Source organism: Paraglaciecola sp. IT1134 (genome assembly GCF_058068185.1).
In genome coordinates, this window is the sequence record NZ_CM176486.1 from 4,674,819 (window position 1) to 4,698,526 (window position 23,708).

The 23,708-nt window shown below is 45.6% G+C and carries 12 protein-coding genes; 8 read left to right on the forward strand and 4 right to left on the reverse strand.

The window, feature by feature from the left end:
* Positions 1 to 1,896 precede the first annotated feature (1,896 nt).
* The 3 genes from AC3RV5_RS20290 to AC3RV5_RS20300 all read right to left on the reverse strand — a co-directional run bounded on the left by AC3RV5_RS20290 (position 1,897) and on the right by AC3RV5_RS20300 (position 5,404).
* Positions 1,897 to 3,297 carry a sugar porter family MFS transporter gene (locus AC3RV5_RS20290; protein ID WP_489729384.1) on the reverse strand — a complete coding sequence of 467 codons (1,401 nt, stop codon included), beginning with the start codon at positions 3,295 to 3,297 and terminating at the stop codon, positions 1,897 to 1,899.
* A gap of 130 nt (positions 3,298 to 3,427) precedes the next feature.
* Entirely contained in the window at positions 3,428 to 4,441 is a 1,014-nt protein-coding gene (locus AC3RV5_RS20295; RefSeq protein ID WP_489732221.1) for a glycoside hydrolase family 43 protein, read from the reverse strand.
* Positions 4,442 to 4,684: 243 nt separating this feature from the next.
* The gene (locus AC3RV5_RS20300; protein ID WP_489729385.1) at positions 4,685 to 5,404 is read right to left on the reverse strand and encodes an NUDIX hydrolase; all 720 of its coding nucleotides are present in this window, start codon (positions 5,402 to 5,404) and stop codon (positions 4,685 to 4,687) included.
* Positions 5,405 to 5,648: 244 nt separating this feature from the next.
* Between AC3RV5_RS20300 and AC3RV5_RS20305 the strand changes: the two genes are divergently transcribed.
* Entirely contained in the window at positions 5,649 to 8,069 is a 2,421-nt protein-coding gene (locus AC3RV5_RS20305; protein WP_489729386.1) for a glycoside hydrolase family 3 N-terminal domain-containing protein, read from the forward strand.
* Between the two features lie 76 nt (positions 8,070 to 8,145).
* Here the strand turns inward: AC3RV5_RS20305 and AC3RV5_RS20310 are convergent, their stop codons facing one another.
* Positions 8,146 to 9,144 carry a LacI family DNA-binding transcriptional regulator gene (locus AC3RV5_RS20310; RefSeq protein WP_489729387.1) on the reverse strand — a complete coding sequence of 333 codons (999 nt, stop codon included), beginning with the start codon at positions 9,142 to 9,144 and terminating at the stop codon, positions 8,146 to 8,148.
* A 1,097-nt stretch (positions 9,145 to 10,241) separates the two neighbouring features.
* On the opposite strand from AC3RV5_RS20310, the gene AC3RV5_RS20315 reads away from it, so the two are divergent.
* The 7 genes from AC3RV5_RS20315 to AC3RV5_RS20345 all read left to right on the forward strand — a co-directional run bounded on the left by AC3RV5_RS20315 (position 10,242) and on the right by AC3RV5_RS20345 (position 23,667).
* Entirely contained in the window at positions 10,242 to 11,495 is a 1,254-nt protein-coding gene (locus AC3RV5_RS20315) for a sugar MFS transporter (RefSeq protein WP_489729388.1), read from the forward strand.
* 47 nt (positions 11,496 to 11,542) lie between these two features.
* Entirely contained in the window at positions 11,543 to 14,086 is a 2,544-nt protein-coding gene (locus AC3RV5_RS20320; RefSeq protein WP_489732222.1) for a glycoside hydrolase family 3 protein, read from the forward strand.
* A gap of 431 nt (positions 14,087 to 14,517) precedes the next feature.
* Entirely contained in the window at positions 14,518 to 16,416 is a 1,899-nt protein-coding gene (locus tag AC3RV5_RS20325) for a family 16 glycosylhydrolase (protein ID WP_489729389.1), read from the forward strand.
* A 567-nt stretch (positions 16,417 to 16,983) separates the two neighbouring features.
* A complete protein-coding gene (locus tag AC3RV5_RS20330) occupies positions 16,984 to 19,977 on the forward strand; it encodes a TonB-dependent receptor (RefSeq protein WP_489729390.1) in 2,994 nt (997 codons plus the stop codon).
* Positions 19,978 to 20,266: 289 nt separating this feature from the next.
* Complete coding sequence (locus AC3RV5_RS20335) at positions 20,267 to 21,823, forward strand: tryptophan halogenase family protein (protein ID WP_489729391.1); 1,557 nt, start codon at positions 20,267 to 20,269, stop codon at positions 21,821 to 21,823.
* Between the two features lie 62 nt (positions 21,824 to 21,885).
* Positions 21,886 to 22,614, forward strand: a complete 729-nt coding sequence (locus AC3RV5_RS20340) for a SapC family protein (protein WP_489729392.1) — start codon at positions 21,886 to 21,888, stop codon at positions 22,612 to 22,614.
* 36 nt (positions 22,615 to 22,650) lie between these two features.
* Positions 22,651 to 23,667 carry a cupin-like domain-containing protein gene (locus tag AC3RV5_RS20345; protein WP_489729393.1) on the forward strand — a complete coding sequence of 339 codons (1,017 nt, stop codon included), beginning with the start codon at positions 22,651 to 22,653 and terminating at the stop codon, positions 23,665 to 23,667.
* The last annotated feature ends 41 nt before the right edge of the window (positions 23,668 to 23,708 follow it).

The window sequence follows — 23,708 nt, forward strand, 5'->3', positions numbered from 1 at the left end:
CCAGTACCAATGATCAACATATCGGGTTCTGAATCCGGCAATTGTAAGGCTTCAATTTGGCTTGTGAGTAAGCCGTTCGCATAAAATGGTCCAAGCGCGCTTGCAACCTTTGGCTTAAAATTTCTGGACTGGTGTGCAAAAGCATAAAAAGAGAATTAAAACCAAGAGCGCGAAATCGTTACCGATGTTGGTGCCGCAAACCTGAATATGCCAGCACCGTATTGCTTTGAAATGGCGGTGTTAAATGCTGGCACAAACGATTTATCCAAGGCTCACGCATCGTATTATCTAGTGGCAAACCTCTTGCCATATGATCTATCGTAGCAGCACTATGAAAATCGTCAGCTTCAACAAACCGATAACCCAATTTTATCGCCAGTTGACTGCCTATTGTCGACTTTTCCCTCGTCATCCAAAGCGGAACCAAACACCCTGCCGGCATCGTTTATACCCCGGGCAAAACGCTGACGATCAAGGCATAACCCATATGCTTAAAGACGGCTTTGACCAAGGTTTGTGAACAGCCACCATGGAGGGCCATCTTCTCGACATAAGGAAAAGACCCTTAGCCTGTGGCTAACTGTATTTTCAATTTTTTCTGGGGGGAAACTTCATCAGCGGTTGGGAAAAATGACAACAAAAAATCGAGAGGGGTCAGGCAAACAGTGTTGAAACTTTACCCACAGCGTTATGACGTACTATATATATACCCAAGTAACCTTTTAACGGTATCGGATCACCATTCGTTTCAGTCCAGTAGCTGATCGATACGTGGCACATCGCTGCCGCTGTTAGTCACGGGTTCAAATCCGGTTCTGGGCTCACTGTCCAAATCGTTGATGGCATTTTCAAAACGCTTAAGGAAATCTGTGGTGCAGGGATCTGGATGGTTTGCGCTGGTGCCTGGCTCACCTTGGCTTGACTCGCTTTAGGTTCGCTTACCACTGATTGTTTGGCTACAGTTTTTTTGCTATCCGTCTCATCCTGGCTTCGTATTGCTTGGGGACGGGCAACATCATCTGGACTTGAACTCTGGGTTGCTACCTTAACAACATAATGCTCACGAGTCCGACAAACTTGAACGCCTGCGGGGCTACATTAGTCCCCCGCAATAAGCGAGCAGCGCTTAAGCAAGAAAAAAAACGGATAGGTCAGATATGAGCTAAAACCCCATATCGTGATGGCACTACCGGTGACCGGCTCGGGCACGTCTTCTTTTCCCCATCGATTTCATCGGCAAACTTGCCGCATTCTCTTTATAAAAAACGCCACCACCTAAACGGGATCTCACTCGATTTTACGGTTGCCCTTGTGAATAAAGGGTGCGCCTAATAGTAACCTTAGAGCGGCAGTAACGGCGTCACAAAGGGGAAAGAACAGTCCCAACTTACCATCAAAAGAAAATAATGAGTCCGACAAGCCCTACCAGGCAAGAAGCATGAGTTAGGCGCAACGATTCAAACGGGTATTCAACATTGATATCACTGAATGTGAAAAATGTAACAAACACAATGTGAGAATTATCGCCTGTATTACCGCCCCCCATGGTTATCCAAAAAGTACTGTCATACCTAGATAAAAAGACGTCACCGTCACCCATACCAAAGCCGCACAACTTACTGCCACCGGTGCGTCCGCCACCACAACATGTTGTCGACTGCGAACTTAGCGTACACCCATTACCGTTACGTATTGTCTTTTTCAACACATTGACGCGCTCACAAAGAGTGGGGTGGGGCTGTGTCATTAAGACCGATTTTGAGGCAAGGCTAACCATACCTGGCCGATCCACACATTTAAACAATATAGTGTGCCCAAGTTTTATGCATACATAAAAAAGGCCACTTAAAAGTGGCCTGATAAATATATTTCAAAGATGCTGAAATGCTGCAGGTCTTAGCCTGGCATATCTTCCAGCTCTTTGCCTTTGGTTTCAGTCACAAACTTCACCACAAAGAATGCAGAAACAAGGGCGCCAATGGCATATAAGCCATATGCTCCCGCTAGGCCAATACCACTAAGCATAATGGGGAAAGACCAGGTAATAAGGAAGTTTGCACTCCACTGGGCAAAGCCGGCAATGGCCAGACCCGAGCCGCGGATTTGATTGGGGAACATTTCGCCCAACATGACCCACATCACTGGCCCCCAAGACAGATTAAAGAAAAACACATAAGCGTTGGCCGCGATTAACGCCACGATCCCTTGCTCACCCAGGGATAAATTACCGTTGGCATCCACGCCTGAATTAGCAAATACATAAACCATAACCGACAATGTGATAGTCATGCCGATAGAGCCAATTAATAAAAATGGTTTACGACCCAGTTTATCAATCAGATACATGGTCACAAACACCGCAGCAATGCTTACTGCGCCACCGATCATGTTGATCATCAGGGCATCAGATTCGGAGAAGCCAGCCGCCTGCCACAACACCGCGCCATAATAAAATACCACGTTGATGCCGACTAATTGTTGAAATACCGCCAGACCAATGCCGACCCACATAATAGGTCTGATTTTGCCCGTCACTTTATCAAGTAAATCTGACAAGCGGGGTTTATGGTGATCGGTCGCTAGAGAGGTTTCAATTTCACGCATTTTTAGTTCACCATCTAATACGCCGTATAGGTTGCCCAACACTTTTTTAGCTTGTTCGGTATTTTTGCTGATCACCAGGTAACGGGGACTTTCTGGGATAAAAAATAACGCGATTAAAAAAGCCGTGGCAGGAATAAGTTCAATCCAAAACATCCAGCGCCACGCCTGATAACCCAGCCACAACTGTGCCATTGACGAACCGGCAAAATCAGCCAGAAAATAGTTACTGACAAAAGCGGAAAACAACCCAAAAATAATCGCAAACTGCTGTACTGACGTTAGGGTGCCACGGAAACGAGCCGGGGCAATTTCACTGATATAAGCCGGCGCCATAACCGAAGCGGCACCAACGGCTAAACCACCCAAGATGCGAAAAAAAACAAATTCCATTGAGGTACCGGCGATACCCGACCCCCAGGCGCTGATTATGAAGAATACGGCTGCAACCATTAGCAATGGACGACGGCCAAATTTATCCGCCAGTCTACCGGCAGAAAAAGCGCCCACAGCACACCCCAACAACATACTTGAGACGTTAAAACCGGTACCGACACTGTCAGATCCAAACGCATTTTGCAGACCATCTACCGTACCGTTGATGACGCCACTGTCAAAGCCAAATAAAAAACCGCCTATGGTGGCCACGCAGCTGACCAGGATGATCATTATTATATTTTCGTTATTTTGAGCCAAAATTCTTTCCTCATTGAAATTACCGCAAGGGTACATCGCACCAGTTTTGATATTAGTAATATTTGTTTGCTAGCCGATGTTGATGTTTACTGATTAAAGCCTAAGCGCACTTGCTCAGGTTGTTGAAAAATTAGTCATAATAAGCCATAAAGGGAACAATAGAACCATCATCGTTGTATTCTAACGGGGCCATTTTGACACTGCGCAAATGGGTTTTGCCCTCTGATAAGGTACTGTCATGATAGAACAAATACCATTGACCGTTAAATTCAGCAATGGAATGATGGTTGGTCCACCCTTCTACAGGAGACAGTATTACCCCACGATAGGTATAAGGTCCCATCAAGTCTTTACTGGTAGCATAAACAATCCGATGGGTATCTCCAGTCGAATAAGAAAGGTAGTAGTTATCTTGATATTTATGTACCCAAGCGGCTTCGAAAAAACGACGTTGGCTATCGCCTTGCGTAATGGGCTGGCCTTGTTCGTCGAGGATCATGATGTCTTGTGGCTCACCGCTCATGGATAACATGTTATCGCTAAGCTTGACTGCCTTAGGCATTAACGCCGGTTCATCATCTTTTGGATAATGATCCTCGCCTGTATATTCACCGTCTTGGAATTGTTGTAACTGTCCTCCCCAGATACCACCAAAAAATAAATAGTGTTGGCCATCATCATTGGCATAAACAGCGGGATCCATGCTGAAACTGCCCGAAATTGGTTCGGGTTGTGCTTTAAATGGCCCGGTAGGTGAATCGCTAATAGCGACCCCGATACGAAAAATATCTTGTTTGTCTTTCAGGGGGAAATATAAATAATATTTGCCATTTTTAGTGGCAGCATCCGGCGCCCATAATTGACGTCCGGCCCAGGGTATATCATCTACCGACAGCGCGACCCCGTGATCCGTTACCTTGCCCCCCACGTCCTCCATGGATAAGACGTGATAGTCGCGCATCGCAAAATGATCGCCATTGTCATTTTGGGCAATACCGGCCTCATAATCATGAGACGGGTAAATGTAAAGCTTGTCCTCAAACACATGGGCAGAGGGATCGGCAGTGTATATGTCTTTTATCAAAGGCAGCGATTTAGACTTGTATTGATCCAGATAGGTTTGTTGTTCACCCGTTGCCGGCAGTTCCGCCGGTGCATTTTGCGATACGTGTGGATCATCTAGTGCTGGCTGGCAAGCACTGAGTAGTGCAGTAACATAACTTACGGCAAGTATAGATTTGATTTTCACGTTGTCTTCCAAAAAGAGTAGTTATAGTCATGTTAACTACTTGTTATGATCCCTGTCCATAAATTATCTGCACAAAGCCACCTTTTCGCAAAAATAGTAAAGCGAGAAGGAGATAGCTGAACTAAAAAAGCGTGGTACTTAAAACTCGAAATTAAAGCCCTGCTCACACAACTTTTGATATACCACCGTGTCAAACCTATACAGGCTAGCAGCCCGGTGTGTTACCCCGCGTTGCTTCTCGCGACAATTGATCAGCATGTTCATTTTGAGAATTTTACGGCGAAAATTGGGTTTATCTAATTTGACATCCAGAATAGCTTCGTACACTTCCTGAAGCTGCAATAAGGTAAATTTCTCTGGTAATAAGTTAAAACCCACGGGCTCATGTCTAATTTTATTCTTGAGGTGGATCAATACCTGCTCAACAATTTGACCATGATCATAAATCAATTCGGGCAGTTGACGAGCGTCTTTCCATTCCACATGGGATGCGGTACCCCCGGGTATAAGGTTGTAACGTTCAGGGCGAACCAGGGCATAATAAGCAATAGTCACCACTCGCTTGGCCGGATAACGCTGCACTTCCCCAAACGCCCGCAATTGCTCCAAATAAAGATCATCCACACCGGTAATGGTTTTTAATACCCGTTTTGCGGCCGCGTCGATGGGCTCATCTATCGCCACCCAGCCTCCTAGCAATCCCCATAGTCCGTCTGCCAAACCCGCCTTATATTTGGCCGTCAATACCATCAGGCGCCCCTGCTCAATGCCCAAAACCACATTGTCTATCGACAGTTGTTCAATAGTATTTGTGTGAGCCTTGCCAGCTGTTAGGTCAGATGTTCGTTGAACATTCAAAAGTAAGTTTCCTGTGCTGTAACTTAAAGGAATGATAAGGGCGTAATAAACATTCGGATCTCACCGCGCCTATCAGCCTTCTTATATCCATTAACTGAAAAATAGTAAATGACTTACAAATTGTCATAATGACTATTATATTAGTAACCCGCTAGTATTATATTTTTTGCAAACTCAATGCACTGGCTAGGCTTAACAAACCCATCATACACTTGTTGATTTACCACCTTATTAGAGATGAAATATGAAAATGCATACATTGCCGCGCCTGTTAGGTGTCAGTCTATTGACCTTGATGTTTAATGTCCATGGCGCCACTGGTTATCAAGACGCCAGCCTACCGACCGAAAAACGGGTGGCAGATTTGTTGCAGCAGATGACGTTGTCAGAAAAGATAGCCCAGTTACAAACCATCTGGCATGAGGGGCGTCTATTACATAGCGATACAAATCTGATTGATACCGCCCAAGCCGAGAAAATTCTGCCTTTGGGCGTCGGTCAGGTGGCTCGGCCCAGCGAAGACAAGTCGCCATTGGAGTCGGTCCGATATACCAATGCCATTCAGAAGTGGTTAATTGAAAATACCCGTTTGGGTATTCCGGCTATTTTTCATGAGGAAGCCCTGCATGGCCATGCAGCGAGTGAGTCTACCAGCTTTCCTCAAGCTATCGCTTTAGCGAGCACCTGGGACCCAAAGTTAATATATCAGGTCTACGCTGTTAGTGCGCAAGAGGTGCGAGCGCGAGGTGGTAATCAAGCGTTAACTCCCATACTGGACGTGGCTAGAGACCCGCGCTGGGGACGTATAGAAGAGACCATGGGTGAGGATCCCTACCTGATTGCCGAACTGGGTGTGGCTGCGGTCAAAGGTTTTCAAGGAGAAACCAGCAAAATCCCAGCCGACCGTGTTATGGCAACCTTAAAACACCTGGCGGGACACGGTCAACCCGAGGGCGGCTTGAATATTGCCCCGGCTCCCATAGGGGAGCGCGCCCTACGGGAAATTTTTCTTTTCCCATTTGAAGCTGCGATCACCCAGGCAAATGTGCGAAGTGTCATGGCATCTTATAATGAAATAGATGGCATTCCTTCTCATGCCAATAAAATGTTGTTGACGGATATTTTGCGTGATGAATGGGGCTTCGACGGATTGCTAGTCAGCGACTATTACGCCTTAAATGAGTTAATCACCCGCCATGGGATAGCGGGTAGCAAAGAAAACGCTGCGCTCATGGCGATCAATGCCGGTGTTGACATAGAAATGCCCGATAGGGATGTTTTTTTGCTGTTGGAGAAGCTTGTGGCCGAAAATCATATCAACATGGCGCAAATTGACCAGGCCGTGGTGCGCATTCTGACCGAGAAATTTAATCTGGGGTTATTTGAAAACCCATATACTGCCGAAGAGGGCGTGAGTGAATTCATCGGCAATGCCGAGCACCGAGCATTGGCGTTGAAATCGGCCGAAAAAGCCATAGTATTATTGAAAAATGACGGTTTGCTTCCCCTCCAATTAAAGCAGTTAAGTAGTGTCGCGGTAATCGGACCTCATGCAGATGAAACCTTATTAGGTGGTTACAGTGATATCCCCCGGCAAACTGTGACAATATTGGATGGCTTAAAAGCCAAACTGGCAGGCAAAGCGACGATCGAATTTGCCCGTGGCGCCCTGCTCACTCAAGACATTGCCAACCCGTTGCCCGCCTCTGTTGCTGCCCAAAGCTATTCCAAAGAACGCTGGAATAAAGAAAATATGCAACTGGCGGATCAATCAAACAGCCAGCAATTGCTTGAAGATGCAGTGGCGTTGGCAAAGCGCAGTGATGTGAGCATAGTGGTCGTGGGCTCAAACGAGGGTACGTCTCGAGAGGCCTGGGCAGAAAATCATTTAGGGGATCGCTCATCGCTCAACTTGCTGGGCGGCCAGCAAGCCCTGGTTGAGGCGCTACTCGATACAGGTAAACCCATAGTCGTTGTTATGGTAAATGGCCGACCGCTGACTCTGGGAGATATTAACAATAAGGCACCTGCAATCATTGAAGCCTGGTATTTAGGTCAAGAAACCGGTACGGCAGTAGCTAATGTATTATTTGGCGACGTGAATCCAAGTGGTAAATTACCCCTGAGCTTTCCTAGAGAGGTTGGCCAATTGCCGGTATTTTACAATCACAAGCCGTCCGCGAAACGTGGTTATATCTTTGGCGATACATCCCCCCAGTATGCTTTTGGACACGGGTTAAGCTATACCAGCTTTAACTATGACAAGTTGAGCATTGACGATAGCCAGGCAAACGCAAATGGTGTGGTCAAAGCCAGTTTCCAGCTAACCAATAATGGCAAGGTGGATGGCGAAGAAGTGGTGCAATTTTATATTCGTGATGTGTTTGCCTCGGTTACACGCCCGGTAAAAGAGCTCAAAGGCTTTAAACGAGTACCACTCAAAGCAGGGCAAAGTGTGCAGGTTAACTTGGAACTGCCTATTAACTTGCTCGCTTTTTACGACAGTCAAATGAAGCTGGTAGTAGAGCCTGGGGATATAAAACTGATGATTGGCAGCGCGTCAGATGATATTCGTTTGGAAAACGTGTTTAAAATTACTGGGCAAACCAGTGAGGTTAAGCAGCAACAAAAGGCCTATTTAAGCACGGTGACTTTGGGTCGATAGCATAAACCGGGTAGCATTTGCTGTTATCAGTCAAGGCTCTCTGACTGATAACACCTGCGCCTAAAGCTGCAGCGACTTAGAGAGTTTTAACCGAATCTCGCCACACCAGCTCTGGCTGAAAGACATGTACGGTGTCCTGCTGTTTGGTTTTGTAAATATTCTTCAATATCCAGCTGGCGGCCATGCTGCCCATTTCCGATACCGGGTAATTTATGGTGCACAATTTTGGGTAAATATAGTTAGCCAAGATTACATTATCGAATCCCATGATAGAAATATCATCGGGAATGCTCAAACCTTTATCACGAGCCGTATGAATGGCACCGGCGGCAGTTTCATCGTTGGCGCAGACCACCGCACTAAAAGGGAGGGTTTTGTTTAATAATAGACTCATTCCTTCACTGCCTGCCTCCTCCTGAAAGGTACCTTCGAACAGCAAATCCCCTTTACAAGTTACGCCAAATTCGGCCAGGGCCTGTTGATGACCCAAATAACGATCGCTAGCATCCTTTTTCCACAAAGGTCCAGATATATAGGCGATATCCCGATGGCCGTGTTCCAAAAGGGCTTTAGTGGCGATGTAGCCACCTTGGCGATTGTCCAGGCTAATGCAGTTTTCGGCTATCTGCTCAATATGGCGGTTGATTAAGATGAAAGAATGGTCAGTTTTTGCCAATTCTATTAAATATTCGTCACTGACTGCTTCTACGTGCAGAATTAAGGCATCACAACTACGGTCAATTAAAAATTCGATACCGTCTTTCTCACTTGCCGCATCACTGTGCCCGGCGGCGATGATCACGTGTTTGCCGGCAGTGCGTAATTGTTTTTCTATGCCACTCATCATCGCACCGTAAATAGGCCCGTGTAATTCAGAGACCAATATACCCACACTGTTTGAGCAGTTAGAGGCCAAGGATCTAGCCATAGAGTTTGGCCGGTAATTCAAAGCGGCCATTGCTTCTATTACTTTTTCGCGAGTTTTATCACTAACCCGGGTACCGCCGTTCATAACCCGGGAGACCGTGGCCAATGACACTCCCGCCAACTCTGACACTTCGTAAATTGTCGCCATAGTTTATCTTTCTCGTTTGTATCTCATGCTTATTATTAAGCAGTTGAACTGGCCAATCTGGTCAGTTCAACTTGAATTTCCTCGACTTCTTTATGCACCAAAGTGTAATGACGCATAATAATAACTACCAACACAAAGGCAATAACAATAGCAAGAAAAATGGTAAAGCATGGCAGTATACCCTGGAGTGTTTCTGATGACTGGTTTATGTCTGGTTGGTAATCATAATAAGCCAATAACCAACCGCTAGGGCCCCACCAATAGCTAACCCCATCTTGATGAAAAAAACACAGCAGAATAGGTCATACCCGTAATTCTAACACCCGTTTACACCTGACCATAATCTACTGTATCGGCAATTTTGGCCCATAACAAAGGGGTGGCCATTTGTAACAGGACACGCCAGGCAAAATAACTGATAAATGCCAATATGACGTATTCTTGGTGGATAAATTAACTTAATACACTAAGAATCGCAGAGATCAGTTGCAGACCGAGGTAAGTTTTGACTTTGCACATATATTTGTGCCAGGTAAACGGCCAGGGCACAACCCAAAATATTAACCAGCCTACCTAAGGTAACAAACTGGGTAATCCGCTCTTCCCTACCTAAAGAATACTTGACGTAATAAATCGCCAAGGTCGAATGCATAACCAAGCCCATAAGCTACCTTCTTTTTAATTCTTAACATGTGGACTCCATAAACGGAATGCCTCAGTGATTTTCGTGCCTAAATTTCGAGCACTAATAGTATATTCAAACGCTGCTCGACCTTGCTTGATGGTCATTTTTTTGTAGGGTTAATCCAAAGGTAGATTACTTAAATGTTTGATGTTGCCAGCTTATTCTCGGTGCTCAAATTAGCAGCCATTAGATATTTTACGTAAGGAGATTTTCATTTTGTCGGTTTCTATTGTCGATTTTGACGAGGAAGTCCCGGCACGTTACCTAACTATATGTAGTGGAAAATCACGCTCTAAAAAAAACTAAGCCAAAATTAATAGCAAATTAAATTAATAATATGAAATGAAAGCGCTTACATAGATGTTATAACTTTGTTATCCTTTGGTCAATTAACTCCAATTTAGGTGGAACAATGACAAACCCTGCTGTACAAACTAACCAAACATCTGCTGCCCACTTGCATACTTCAGATGGAAATCGATTCGCTTTAATCTCATTAACCTCGTTATTTTTTATGTGGGGTTTTATTACCGCCATGAATGATATTCTCATTCCTCACCTAAAAGGCGTATTTTCCCTCAATTACACTCAAGCCATGCTGATCCAATTTTGCTTCTTTGGTGCCTATTTTATTGTGTCTGTACCCGCGGGGCGTTTGGTAAAACAAATAGGTTTTCAAAAAGGTATCAGTGCAGGATTAACCATTGCTAGCATTGGCTGCTTGCTGTTCATACCTGCAGCAACCAATAAAATTTACTGGGTATTTTTAGCTGCGTTATTTATCCTGGCATCAGGAATCACTATTTTGCAAGTGGCTGCCAATCCGTTGGTCACCCTGCTTGGTAACCCTGAAACTGCCTCGAGTCGATTAACACTGACTCAGGCGTTTAACTCGTTAGGCACCACTATCGCCCCCATTATCGGCGGCATTTTGATATTTTCTGCTGTAGCTGGCGAAAGTGAGGCTTCAGCAGATAGCGTCATTTTACCCTATGTGGCATTGGCTGCCATATTGTTTCTATTGGCTATCATTTTCCTTAAATTAGCCCTGCCTAATATGGACACGGCCCATCAAAGTACGACGGACAATCAAACCGTGCAATCTCCTCTTCGTCATCGTCACCTGCTACTCGGTGCGATTGGTATTTTTGTCTATGTGGGGGGGGAAGTTTCAATTGGCAGCTTTCTGGTTAATTTTTTCGGTGAGGCACATATTGCCGGGCTAGCAGAATCACAAGCAGCCGGCTATATTGCCTACTATTGGGGTGGTGCCATGGTTGGGCGCTTTATCGGTGCTGCGCTGATGCAAAGAGTGTCCGCCACAAAGCTGCTGGCGTTCAATAGTATGGCCTCTATAACACTGATAGCTATCGCCATAACGACAAGCGGTAGCCTTGCCATGTGGTCCATTTTATTGGTTGGTTTTTTTAACTCCATTATGTTCCCCACTATCTTTAGCTTGGCTTTAGCCGGTCTGGGCTCACAGACGAGCAAGGGTTCCGGGATATTGTGTTTGGCCATAGTCGGCGGCGCCTTAGTCCCCCTAATGCAGGGTGTTCTGGCAGATAACATCGGTTTGCAACTATCCTTCATCCTGCCCTTAACCTGTTACCTATATATTGCCTATTACGGCCTTTGGGGTTCAAAACCAAGGACATGGAAATGAAAAAACTTGTGCAACTAACAGATCCCCCCACAAAGACGAGACAAAATATGCGTACCCTGGCCAAAACATCTATCTATGCCGGACTGCTGACTATAGTTGCCTGTACCGGTAATGCTCCGCAAAATTCTGCTGAAATTGCTGAGAAAGGTTCACGTCAACCAGAGCTTATCTGGCCCAAACTGGATATCGCAGTACCAACGGATCCTAAAATTGAACAGCGCATAGCGAGTATTTTGCAAGGCATGACCCTGGAGCAAAAAGTCGCTCAGATGATCCAACCAGAAATCCGCGATATCACAGTGGCCGATATGCGACGCTATGGTTTTGGCTCTTATTTAAATGGCGGCGGTGCGTTTCCACAGGGGAATAAACACGCCACCCCAGGAGACTGGATTGCGTTAGCTGAATCTATGTACCAGGCTTCGGTTGACAACAGCATTGACGGTTCCACCATACCCACTATGTGGGGGACAGATGCGGTTCATGGCCATAACAATGTAATTGGCGCGACCCTTTTCCCGCACAACATAGGCCTGGGCGCCGCTCATGATCCAGAACTGATTAAGCAGATTGCCCAGATCACCGCCAAAGAAGTGTTGGTCACGGGTATTGACTGGATATTTGCACCCACCGTTGCCACCGTCAGGGATGATCGTTGGGGACGAACTTATGAAGGGTATTCCGAAGATCCGGAAATTGTCGGCCAATATGCTGAGGCCATAGTGGAAGGTTTGCAAGGTACACCTGACGTTAACTTTTTTGGCGAAGGACGGGTTATTGCTACGGTCAAACATTTTATCGGTGACGGGGGCACAGTTGGGGGTGACGATCAGGGCAATAACATCAGTGACGAACAAAGCCTGTTTGACATCCATGCCCAGGGATATGTGGGGGGGTTAAGTGCAGGTGCCCAGACAGTGATGGCGTCTTTTAATAGCTGGAATGGCGATAAATTACACGGAAACCATTATTTGCTAACGTCGGTGCTTAAGGAACGCATGGGATTTGACGGTTTAGTCGTAGGTGACTGGAATGGTCATGGTCAGGTAGCTGGGTGTAGCAATGAAAGTTGCCCCCAAGCGATAAACGCTGGTTTGGATATTTACATGGTACCAACCGGCGCCTGGAAACCATTATTGCAAAATACCCTGGCCCAGGTTAAATCTGGCGTGATCCCCCAAAGCCGTTTAGATGACGCGGTAACCCGTATTTTACGGGTTAAAATCAGAGCAGGATTACTCGATAATCCTTCTCCGGCCAACCGTGCTCTGGCGGGCAAAAAGGATATTATTGGTCAGCCAGCACATAGAGCCGTGGCGAGACAGGCGGTACGTGAATCTTTGGTACTCCTAAAAAACAGCGAGCAGTTGCTGCCCCTCTCTCCTTCTCTAAACGTGCTGGTCGCGGGCGAAGGAGCGGACAATATAGGCCAACAATCCGGTGGCTGGTCTATCACCTGGCAAGGCACTGGAAACGAAAATCAAGACTTCCCGGGGGCAACGTCAATTTATGCAGGGATCAAGCAAACCGTAACGGCGGCGGGCGGTACTGCTGAGTTGTCGCCTGCTGGCAACTACCAAAACAAACCTGATGTGGCGATAGTGGTATTTGGCGAGCAACCTTATGCCGAAGGCAATGGCGATTTAGACAATCTGGAATATCAGCGTGGTAAGAAGACGGATCTGGCACTGCTTCGCTCCTTGCAAGCCAAAGGCATTCCTGTGGTGTCCGTATTTCTTTCAGGCCGCCCCCTGTGGATCAATCCTGAACTAAATGCGTCAGACGCCTTTATCGCTGCATGGTTACCCGGCAGTGAAGGTGGTGGTATTGCAGAGGTGATATTTAGTCAACCAAATGGGCAAATAAATTACGACTTTACCGGTAAGTTGTCTTTTTCTTGGCCCAATACGCCGAATCAAACCAATATTAATCGTTATGATAAAGACTATCATCCGCTGCTTCCCTATGGGTTTGGTCTGGGATATGGCGACAAAAGCACGTTGCCCGACAACTTAGCGGAAGACACCCGTAGTGATGACCATCGGGCCTTGTCAGCTATGTCACTATTTGACCGTAGCGTGCAAGCCCCCTGGAAAATGGCTCTCAGTGACCAAGAAAATATAGTGCCAATCAACGCCAGCGCGGTTTCAGGCGAAAGTTTGAAATTCAGAACCATAGACAGACGAGTGCAGGAAGATGCATTCCAACTCCAGTGGCAACAAAGCACAAATGGGCAGTTACGCATATACCATGATTTTCCAGAAGATTTGCGTGCTTACAGTGAAATCGATGGTGTATTAACCTTTGACTACTTGCTAATTACCGCTCCCACCTCACCTGTATGGCTACAAATGGGTTGTAGGGATAAATGTGTTAGTGATCTGGATATTACGGAACACCTGAAACCGGATGCAGCTGGCGGCTGGCAAAGTATTGCAGTTGAGCTAGCATGCTTTACAAGCAAGGGAGTAGAATTTGGCCAGGTAATTTCGCCTTTTGCAATACGCACAAGTGGTGATCTCACTCTGTCCTTATCAGACATATCTATCCGCCCTTCTGCCACAAATAACCCTACTGTCAGATGTGATTAATGCTGAGTTGAATTTTAGCCCGTCAAGCCAGTAAAAAATTTATATGACAGCTGTCCTGTCTGTCATATAAAGCCATATGCCGAGTCGAATCGTATTTTGATTGACTCGGCATATCCTTCAAACTTCTGAAAACCTACGCCGATAGACCATGTCTATGCAGATTTCTTATATTTTATATCTAAATAAAATCTGTTGACTGGTTGATTTTGTAAGCGCTTACAGATATGTTGCTTAAATGTAAAATATACGTTAATTCTTACATTCGAGGAGTAATGTAACGGATAACTTCTGGGTATAATTAAGTATCCCACTATTCTGGGTACTTTTGCGTAGCTTTGCTAAGTAAAGCTGTGAAGAAACGTTATCAGATATAAATGTAAGCGCTTACAGGCTTGCGAAATAGCTCCTACAACGAAAACAAGAGAGAAGTCATGTATAAACTCAGTCGTACAACACTAGGTGTAGCGGTCTTAACGTCCGGCCTCGTCAGCTTTCCCTCATTCACCCTCGCACAGCAATGCCAAAACCCAACGCCAATCTGGGCCGACGAATTTGATGGCACTGAAATTGATACCAGTAAATGGGATGTCATGCTTGGCGACGGCTGTAGCTATGGCATTTGTGGTTGGGGCAATAACGAGTTGCAATCCTATCAAGCAGAAAATGTGACCGTTGCAAACGGCGTACTAAGCATAGCGGCCAAGAAAAAACGTGTTCAAGCAAAGAATTATACTTCTGGGCGTATTCGCACTGCCAATATGCCTAATGGCGGGCAATGGACTAATGGGCGCTTTGAAGCGCGCATAAAAATACCGAATGCTACTGGCTTATGGCCTGCCTTTTGGATGCTACCCACAGATCCTAACGTGGGTTGGCCGACAAGCGGTGAAATAGATATTATGGAAGCAACGGGCCAGGCTGACATGATTGCCTTTGGCACCCTTCATTATGGCCAAGCCTGGCCAGACAATGAGTGGACCAGCGGCAGGATCCTAAAACAACCTGACACTTGGTCGGCGGATTTCCATGAATATGCGGTTGAATGGGAACCTAACGAAATGCGCTGGTATATCGATGACGTATTGTACTCAGTGAAAACACCCGCCGAGATGAGCGATCCATCCTATTGGAGCTTCGAACAGTATCAGTACCACTTTATTCTTAACGTGGCCGTTGGCGGCAATATAGGTGGTGTAGTAGACGACAGCACGTTGCCTAATACCATGCAAGTGGACTATGTGCGAGCCTATGACTTTGCCCAGCCCTCACTTAGCGGTGAGCATATCGTTGAGCCTAATACTAGTCATAGTTACAGCGTGATTGATGAGGCAGGCACCGGCAGTTCATATAACTGGACATCGCCGACAGGTGAGGCATCAAGCATCAATAACCTGAATGTTAATTGGGGCACCGCAGGGGGAACCATCAATGTAGCGGTGACCAATAGTTGTGGCAGCAGTAATCTGGCCCTTGATGTACATGTACTACCTGTATTGTCTCAGGAAACCGTACTGGACAATTTTGAAGGCACGAGCAAGTTAAGCTATCAGAGCTGGGCGGGAGATTTCAACCAGAGTATTGGCAACCCTGCCCCTGATGCAGTAAATAGTTCGGCATTGGTGGCTCAATACACACGTGACGCCGCTTCACAATGGGATGTAATTGCCGCTGCGACCAGCACAATACCCGATGTTGCTCCTTACGTTTCCGGTGACAAAAGCTTCTTCATGGATGTGTATACCGCAGCCCCAGTCGGCACCGAGATATTAATCCAACTGGAAAACAGCAATGTCGCCACAGCCTCCAACTACCCTGCTGGTCGTCATTCAAAATACATTGCCCACACCGAAGTACAAAACGCGTGGCAGCGCCTGAAGTTTAAATTGGAAGATCGCATCGACGGCAGCACCACAGAGACTCAGGTTAACAGCGTGATCTTACTGATAGAGCCCAATGCATTTGGCGGCGATACCTATTACTTAGATAACTTTGATATCTATGGTGCAGACAGCAGTACTGGCACAGCAACCAGTATTTCTGTAGGCAGTGTCGTGACCGGCACACAGGCGGCAGGTAAAGGCAAAAATTTTGGCGCGGCGACAATCACCGTGGTGGATGATTTAGGCAATCCTGTTGCCGGAGCCAGTGTTTCAGGTGCATTTTCAGGTAGCTGGACAGAATCCGCTTCGGGCATAACCGATGTTAGTGGCAATGTCACTTTTGTTACCAGCACGGCCTTAAGTGGCGGGGTGACCGTTGACTTTTGTGTCAGCAGTCTAAGCGGCGACCTGCCACATGACTCAGCAAACAGCTTTGGATTATGCCAGTAGCACTGCATAGCTGAGAAGAACAAACATGAAAAACACCGAAGGTACTACCTTCGGTGTTTTTTAACGTTGGTGTAAGTTTAGTTGGGCACAACAAAACTAACTAATACTGAAATTTTTTGCTTATACAGCAAGGTTACGTATCAACATCGTGTACTGTTTAAGCAGCAACCTAAAACACTAAAACAACTGGGCCCAAAAAGCTGCTTACATTTATTTATTATAACTAGAGCCATTTTGTAAAATTCTTTTCCCCCGCAAAGTGCGCGCACTAACCTCTCGCCCAGATAGAATTAATACTAATATAATTCAAACGCTTATAAAAATAATTTCAGCAAAAACAAGTACACCATTATCTTCAATAAGGCGCCAACCCATTACTGTGCACAGAATATGTATCAGACTGTAAAAACCTAATGTTAACTTTTTGTTGACCTAACGAAACAATTGTTTTAACTTTAATGTAAGCGCTTACAAAAAAAGAGAGTTTTTTTGTCGTTGAATGAAAGCGCTTTCAGCCAGGTAAGCGCAAGCACCCGTTTAATATCGGAACAAAGGACACACACTAAAATGAAAAACTTTTATAAAACACGAATAGCGACCAGCATGTCTTTAATATTAGGGGCCTCAGTAATGGCCCCAGTATCAGCCCAAGAAATTTCTGAGAATGAGGTTGAAGTCATTCAAGTAAGTGGCATTCGTGGCAGCATGATTAAATCCATGGACGTCAAGCGCTCGTCAAGCGGCATTGTTGATGCAATTAACGCTGAAGATATCGGTAAGTTCCCTGATACTAACCTGGCAGAATCTTTACAGCGCATTACTGGTGTGTCTATCGACCGCAATAATGGTGAAGGTAGTAAAGTAAGCGTGCGTGGTTTTGGTCCGGAACGTAACCTGGTGACACTCAATGGTCGTCAACTGCCCACTACCACAGGTGATCGCTCATTCGATTTTGCCAATCTGGCGGCTGAAGGAGTAAGTGGAGTTGAGGTGTACAAAACCTCCAATGCCAGAATACCCACAGGTGGCATAGGCGCCACGATTAATATCTTGACCAATAAACCCTTAAACAACCCTGGCTTGCGTTCAGTGGTTAGCATACAAGCAATGGATGATACCTCCACTAACGAAGGGGGTATTACACCGGAGCTTTCTGGTATTTATTCTAATACCTCTGATGATGGCCAATTTGGTGTATCTATTTCTGGCAGTTATTCTGAGCGTGAAAGTGGTAACCAGCAAGCGAATGTCGGCACAGGCTGGCGTTCATTTGACGGTACAGCTGATCAAGATTGGAGTGGAGCGCCTGGTGCAAACCCTCAATGGGGTGGCGTACCTAAAGATGAGTTTCAAACCAATCGCCCGGGTGCAGGTGATATATATTCAGTTCCGCAAACGACCATCTACAAGTTTGAAGAACAGCAACGTAAACGTACTAACGCTCAGTTAGTCTTGCAATATAGTCCACTGGATGAATTTACAGCCACCCTGGATTACACCTATGTCAAAAAAGAAACAGATACTCAGTTCAACGACATTTCAGCATGGTACGGCTTTTCTCCTTCGAAAAACGTGTGGACAGATGGGCCCATTTCTTCCCCCTTACTCTATTCAGAAGATTACGAAGAAAATGGTGTGGGCTTGCAAGATGTCGCCATGGGCGGCGGCGATTACGGGGTGCGTGATGAAACAAAATCTTTGGGCCTGAATCTTGAGTGGCAAGTGAATGACAACTTAAACTTAGAGCTGGACTACCACAACTCTTCTGCTGAAAATACGCCGAATAATGAATTCGGTTCAAATAATACTTTAGCCATGGCGGGTTTTGTACGCCAAGCGGCAGCGACTGACTTTACTGGCGATCTGCCTATCCTGGCTGTACGTGGCGGTAACGCTATTCAGCCAGCAGATATGGTAGTTACAGGTAGTGTATTTACCAACAATCAAAATCATGCCGACACCGAACAAACCCAATTTCGCGGCGAATATATTTTAGAAGACGCCGGCAGTATCGATTTTGGCCTGTCATTGACTACCGCTGAAAACCGTGGTCAAACCAAAAATGTGCAACGCAATAACTGGGGCGGCGAAGGCGAACCAGGGGCTTACGATGCCGCTTTGTTCCCCCGTGAAACAATTCATGACAAGTTCACCGATGTCAGCGGTGGCAACTTCGCCGATTTTAATGGCCTGTATGGCGAAGACTACGAAATCATGAATACTTATTTTGCCTTCGATTTTGCTGGCGTGAGAGATCAAGCGGCGCAATTGTTGAGCGTGCAAGCTCTTGGCGATTGTGGCAACTCCTTCTGCCCATCGACCGATTATGCATCGGATACCGACCGCTATAATAAAGAGGAAATGACCTCAGTTTACCTGCAATATAATTATGACGGTGAATTTGGTGACATGCTGTATGACGTTCACGTAGGTCTGCGTTACGAAGAAACTGATGTCACCTCAACCTCTGCAGTACCCGGTTTTAATGGGGCAGTATGGAACGGTACGACCGAAGTATTTTTACTTTCGTCAGGCCAACGTGAATTCCAAACTCAAAATGCTAGCTACGACCATACATTACCGAATATCAATTTTAATATTGAAGTGGTTGAAGACGTTATGCTACGTGCGGCGTATAGTGAAACTATAGGTCGTCCCAATTATGGGCAAATGATAGGGGGTACTTCACTCAACGAAGGGGCGCGATTTGATGGGGGAAGAGGGACTTCTGGAAGTGCGGCATTGTTACCCCTTGAATCTGAGAACATAGATCTTTCAGCCGAGTGGTATTACGCTGAAGGAAGCTATGTGTCATTGGGTTATTTTAAGAAAACAACCACCAATAACGTGACCATTGAAGGTATCCCTATAACTACAGGTATCGCAAATCCTGCAGATGGACCCTACCAACAAGAGGCCCTGGCAGCTGAGGGTGCTGATGGCGCCTTGCAACGACAATATATATTCGCTACCTATGGTGCCACCGACCCATTAGTCAGCTTGGTTAATGGCAACATTGAAATTCAAGGTAATCCCGCCACAGATAACTTGATGGTTTTCGAGATTGATACCCCAGTTAACGAAGCAGGTGAATCAACATTTGACGGGATAGAATTTGCGGTTCAACACCTGTTTGGTGAAAGCGGATTTGGTGGAATTATTAACTATACCAAAGTGGACACTGGTGCTGAATTTGACAACTTTAATATAGGGATTAGTACTCAAGACGTCGAATTAGGGATCAGTGATACAGCAAACCTGGTTGCTTTCTATGAAGATTACGGCTGGTCCGTGCGTTTGGCTTACAACTGGCGTGATGAATTTCTTGAATCTCAGTTCCAAGGCGATGTGGGTGTATCTCCAGTTTACGTTGAGGCCTATAGCCAGTTAGATATGACCATTAGCTATGATGTTCCTCAGGTCGAAGGCTTAAATATTTTCTTTAATGCCATCAACTTGACTGACGAATACATTCGCAAACATGGCCGTGCGGATCAACAAGTATTAAACGTAACTCAACAAGGTGCTCGCTACAACCTGGGCGCTCGCTATACATTCTAAGGATAGCGTAAGCAATCACTAGTGTGTTGCATAAGGCCGCTGAATTATTTAATAATTCATGCGGCCTTTTTCTTCTGACTCTTAATGAATACAGTTAAATGAGTGTTTTCTAAAGCTTCGGTTAACTAGACCTATAAACAGCTTGGGTTTAAGTTGACCCGATATTCGCTTCTAGTGAAGGCTTCAAGCGCAACAAACACAATCATCGTGCTGATTGTTGGAAGTTTCGGCCAGGTTGGTTAAATGCCTGGCAGTTTTACAAAATATTTTATAACTCGGGTGGCATAGTATGGGCGATAGGATAACCAAAATAGTCATAGTAGGGGGTGGGTCGGCAGGTTGGTTAACGGCCGGCATACTCGCGGCTGAATATGCCACAGACAAAGATTCATCAATTGACATTACCTTGATTGAATCCTCCGATATTCCAACGATTGGGGTCGGCGAAGGTACTTGGCCTTCCATGCGCACCACCTTAGAAAAAATGGGCATTGCTGAAACTGATTTTATACGCGAATGTGATGCTAGTTTTAAACAAGGTTCAAAATTTGCCAATTGGATCGATGACGACAACGACTATTACTATCACCCTTTTTCGTTACCTATCGGCCTGAATGAAATCAGCTTAGCGCCTTTTTGGCAACCTCATCGGCACAAAATATCCTTTGCCGATGCAGTGTGTACCCAAAGTCATTTATGCAATAAAGATCTGGCCCCCAAACAAATTTCGACTGCCGAATATTCGTTCAATGCTAACTACGGTTATCATCTCGACGCGGGCAAATTCAGCGCTTTTTTGCGCAAGCATTGTGTGGCTAAACTTGGGGTAAAACACATTATTGATCGGGTAAGCCAGGTTAATTCAGCCCCAAATGGCGATATCACCTCGTTAACCACCGACCAACATGGGTCTGTACAAGGCGACTTATTTGTCGATTGCAGTGGTTTTGCCTCAATTTTATTGGGTAAACATTTCAACATCCCATTTATCAGCAAAAAACACATCTTATTTAATGACTCGGCCCTGGCCATTCATGTGCCTTATGCACAGGCTGATAGTCCCATATCTTCCATTACATTATCGACCGCTCAAACTGGCGGTTGGATTTGGGATATAGGATTAACGACCCGGCGAGGGGTGGGCCATACCTATTCCAGTGCCCATGTTAGCCACGAACAGGCGGAACAACAATTACGCCGCTACATTATGCCAACCATGGGTAAAACCGCTGCAGAAGCAGCCACGGTGCGCAAAATCCCGCTAAACCCTGGTCACCGAGAAAAATTTTGGCATAAGAACTGTGTGGCTATTGGTATTTCCGCTGGCTTTGTTGAGCCGTTAGAGGCATCGGCACTGGTGTTAATCGAGCTGTCGGCGAAAATGCTCTGTGAACAACTGCCAACGACCAGGCAAACTATGGATATTGTCGCCAAGCGTTTTAACCAAAAATTTCTTAATCGTTGGCAACAAATTATCGACTTTTTGAAATTGCATTATGTGTTGAGCAAACGAACAGACTCACGTTATTGGCAAGATAATCGTGACGGTCAGAGCATTCCTGAAACTTTGCAGGAGCTGATTGCCTTATGGCAGTATTGCCCGCCGAGTAATTATGATATTACCCAAACCGATGCATTGTTTCCGGCAGCCAGCTTTCAATATGTGTTGTACGGTATGGGCTTTGAAACAAAGCCCATATTACCCGCCAAGCGAAAAAATCAAGCGGCGTTAGCGGAAAGGCTATTTAAGCAAAATATGCAACAAACCCGACAGTTGTTAGGTGCTTTACCGACTAACCGCGAGCTGATAAACAAAATAAAACAATATGGTTTACCTAAAATATAGAGATAAACATATCCGCGTCTCTACCGGGCTAGGCTTGTCTATTTAACGAAATGGGATTTAACATGGCAAACAATGTATTACTCAACAGTATCGATCATCAAAATGTAAAAGTGATTACCGATCATTCACCCGCCTATGGCGATGATTTATGGTACAGCCTCACCTTCCCGGGTGAATTCAGAAGTGTGCAAGCTTATTACCCGATTTTTTTTAACAAAGATCCCAACACCGGAAAATTTTTTGCCATAGCCTTGTTCGGATTTCAGGATCAAGAAAACTTGTTTCTCAAAAACAATAAATGGCAAGCAGGCTACATACCTTTAACTGTAGCCCGCCAGCCTTTCTTGATCGGGGTACAAAAGGTCAACGAAGATGGGGTCGAAAAAGAACAAAGAGTATTACATATCGATCTTGATAATCCGCGAGTCAATCAACAACAGGGCGAGCCTTTATTTTTAACCCATGGTGGCAACAGCCCCTATTTAGACCGGGCCGCTGACATGCTAGAGGTGATACATCATGGCTTTGTGGATAGCGCAGTATTTATCGACTGTTTGCTTGAGCATGAACTGTTAGAGACCTTTACTCTGGACATCACCCTTAATGATGACACTAAATACCAAATGCTCGGATTTTATACGATTAACGAAGACAGACTGAATGAGCTCGATGGAGATGTATTGGCCAAGTTGCATGAAAAAGGCTATTTGCAGGCCATTTATATGACGATCGCCTCGCAAGCTAATATCAGAACCTTGATGAACAAGAAAAACGAACTATTAGGGCTATAACGGCCAGTTGAGCCGAACCTAGCTGGGTATTATACAATGTTGGCAGTCAAAAAAACCGTTAAACAAATTACCAATTGTCGGCCGGGCGACATCCCGCCGTTTGTTTTATCGTCCACCGAACCCCTTATATTAAATGGGTTCGCGGGTGCCTGGCCAATAGTCGAGGCTGGGCTGAAGTCTGCTGAGAAGGCCGCCGACTATTTGCGCAGTCTGTATAATGGCAAGCCAGTGTTTAGTGCATACGGTGAGCCAGAAACCCAAGGCCGGGTTTTTTATAATGATGATATGACAGGGTTTAATTGTCAGGGGGTAAAAGCAGATCTCAATCTGGTATTGGATAAACTGATAGCCCATTTTGGCGATCCCAAACCACCCACCATTTATGTGGCGTCCGCGGACGTAAACAACTGGCTACCCGGCTTTAATCAACACAACAATGCCGGGCTTGATGCTTTTAATCCACTGACCAATATATGGATTGGTAACCAAAGTAAGATTGCCGCGCATTATGACGTGCCAAATAATTTGGCTGTTTGCGTCGTAGGCAAAAGACGCTATACGGTTTTCCCCCCGGAACAAATAGCCAACTTGTATGTTGGCCCCATGGAGTTATCGCCAGGGGGACAAGATATTAGTTTGGTAGATTTCAGCAATCCGGATCATGCCAAATTTCCAAAATTTAAACAGGCGTTGGCCGCAGCTCAAGTCGCTGATTTAGAGCCAGGTGACGCATTATTTTTGCCCAGCATGTGGTGGCATCATGTTGAAGGGTTAACCCCATTTAACGTGTTGCTGACCCATTGGTGGCGAGATAGCCCGGCTTATATGGGCAGACCAGAGAACGCGTTAAAACTGGCGATATTAAGTTTGCGCAATCTGCCACCGGAGCAGCGCAGAGCGTGGAAGGCAATATTTAACTATTATATTTTCGACCACCAGCCAGGGGATTTAGGGCATATTCCCGATGCCGTAAAAGGCATGTTATCGCAACCCTTAGACCCCATAGCGGCCAAGAAAATTAGAGCGGAATTACTTAATAAATTGAAAATATGAATGCCGCTGGTTTTTTATTGAATATCCTGATTATTGAGGAA

What these genes read in the sequence shown, in the direction of transcription:
- AC3RV5_RS20320 (WP_489732222.1), top strand. Translation starts at nt 11,543, where the DNA reads ATGCGTACCCTGGCCAAAACATCTATCTATGCCGGACTGCTGACTATA.
- AC3RV5_RS20340 (WP_489729392.1), top strand. Translation starts at nt 21,886, where the DNA reads ATGGCAAACAATGTATTACTCAACAGTATCGATCATCAAAATGTAAAA.
- AC3RV5_RS20315 (WP_489729388.1), top strand. Translation starts at nt 10,242, where the DNA reads ATGACAAACCCTGCTGTACAAACTAACCAAACATCTGCTGCCCACTTG.
- AC3RV5_RS20345 (WP_489729393.1), top strand. Translation starts at nt 22,651, where the DNA reads ATGTTGGCAGTCAAAAAAACCGTTAAACAAATTACCAATTGTCGGCCG.
- AC3RV5_RS20325 (WP_489729389.1), top strand. Translation starts at nt 14,518, where the DNA reads ATGTATAAACTCAGTCGTACAACACTAGGTGTAGCGGTCTTAACGTCC.
- AC3RV5_RS20305 (WP_489729386.1), top strand. Translation starts at nt 5,649, where the DNA reads ATGAAAATGCATACATTGCCGCGCCTGTTAGGTGTCAGTCTATTGACC.
- AC3RV5_RS20335 (WP_489729391.1), top strand. Translation starts at nt 20,267, where the DNA reads ATGGGCGATAGGATAACCAAAATAGTCATAGTAGGGGGTGGGTCGGCA.
- AC3RV5_RS20310 (WP_489729387.1), bottom strand. Translation starts at nt 9,144, where the DNA reads ATGGCGACAATTTACGAAGTGTCAGAGTTGGCGGGAGTGTCATTGGCC.
- AC3RV5_RS20330 (WP_489729390.1), top strand. Translation starts at nt 16,984, where the DNA reads ATGAAAAACTTTTATAAAACACGAATAGCGACCAGCATGTCTTTAATA.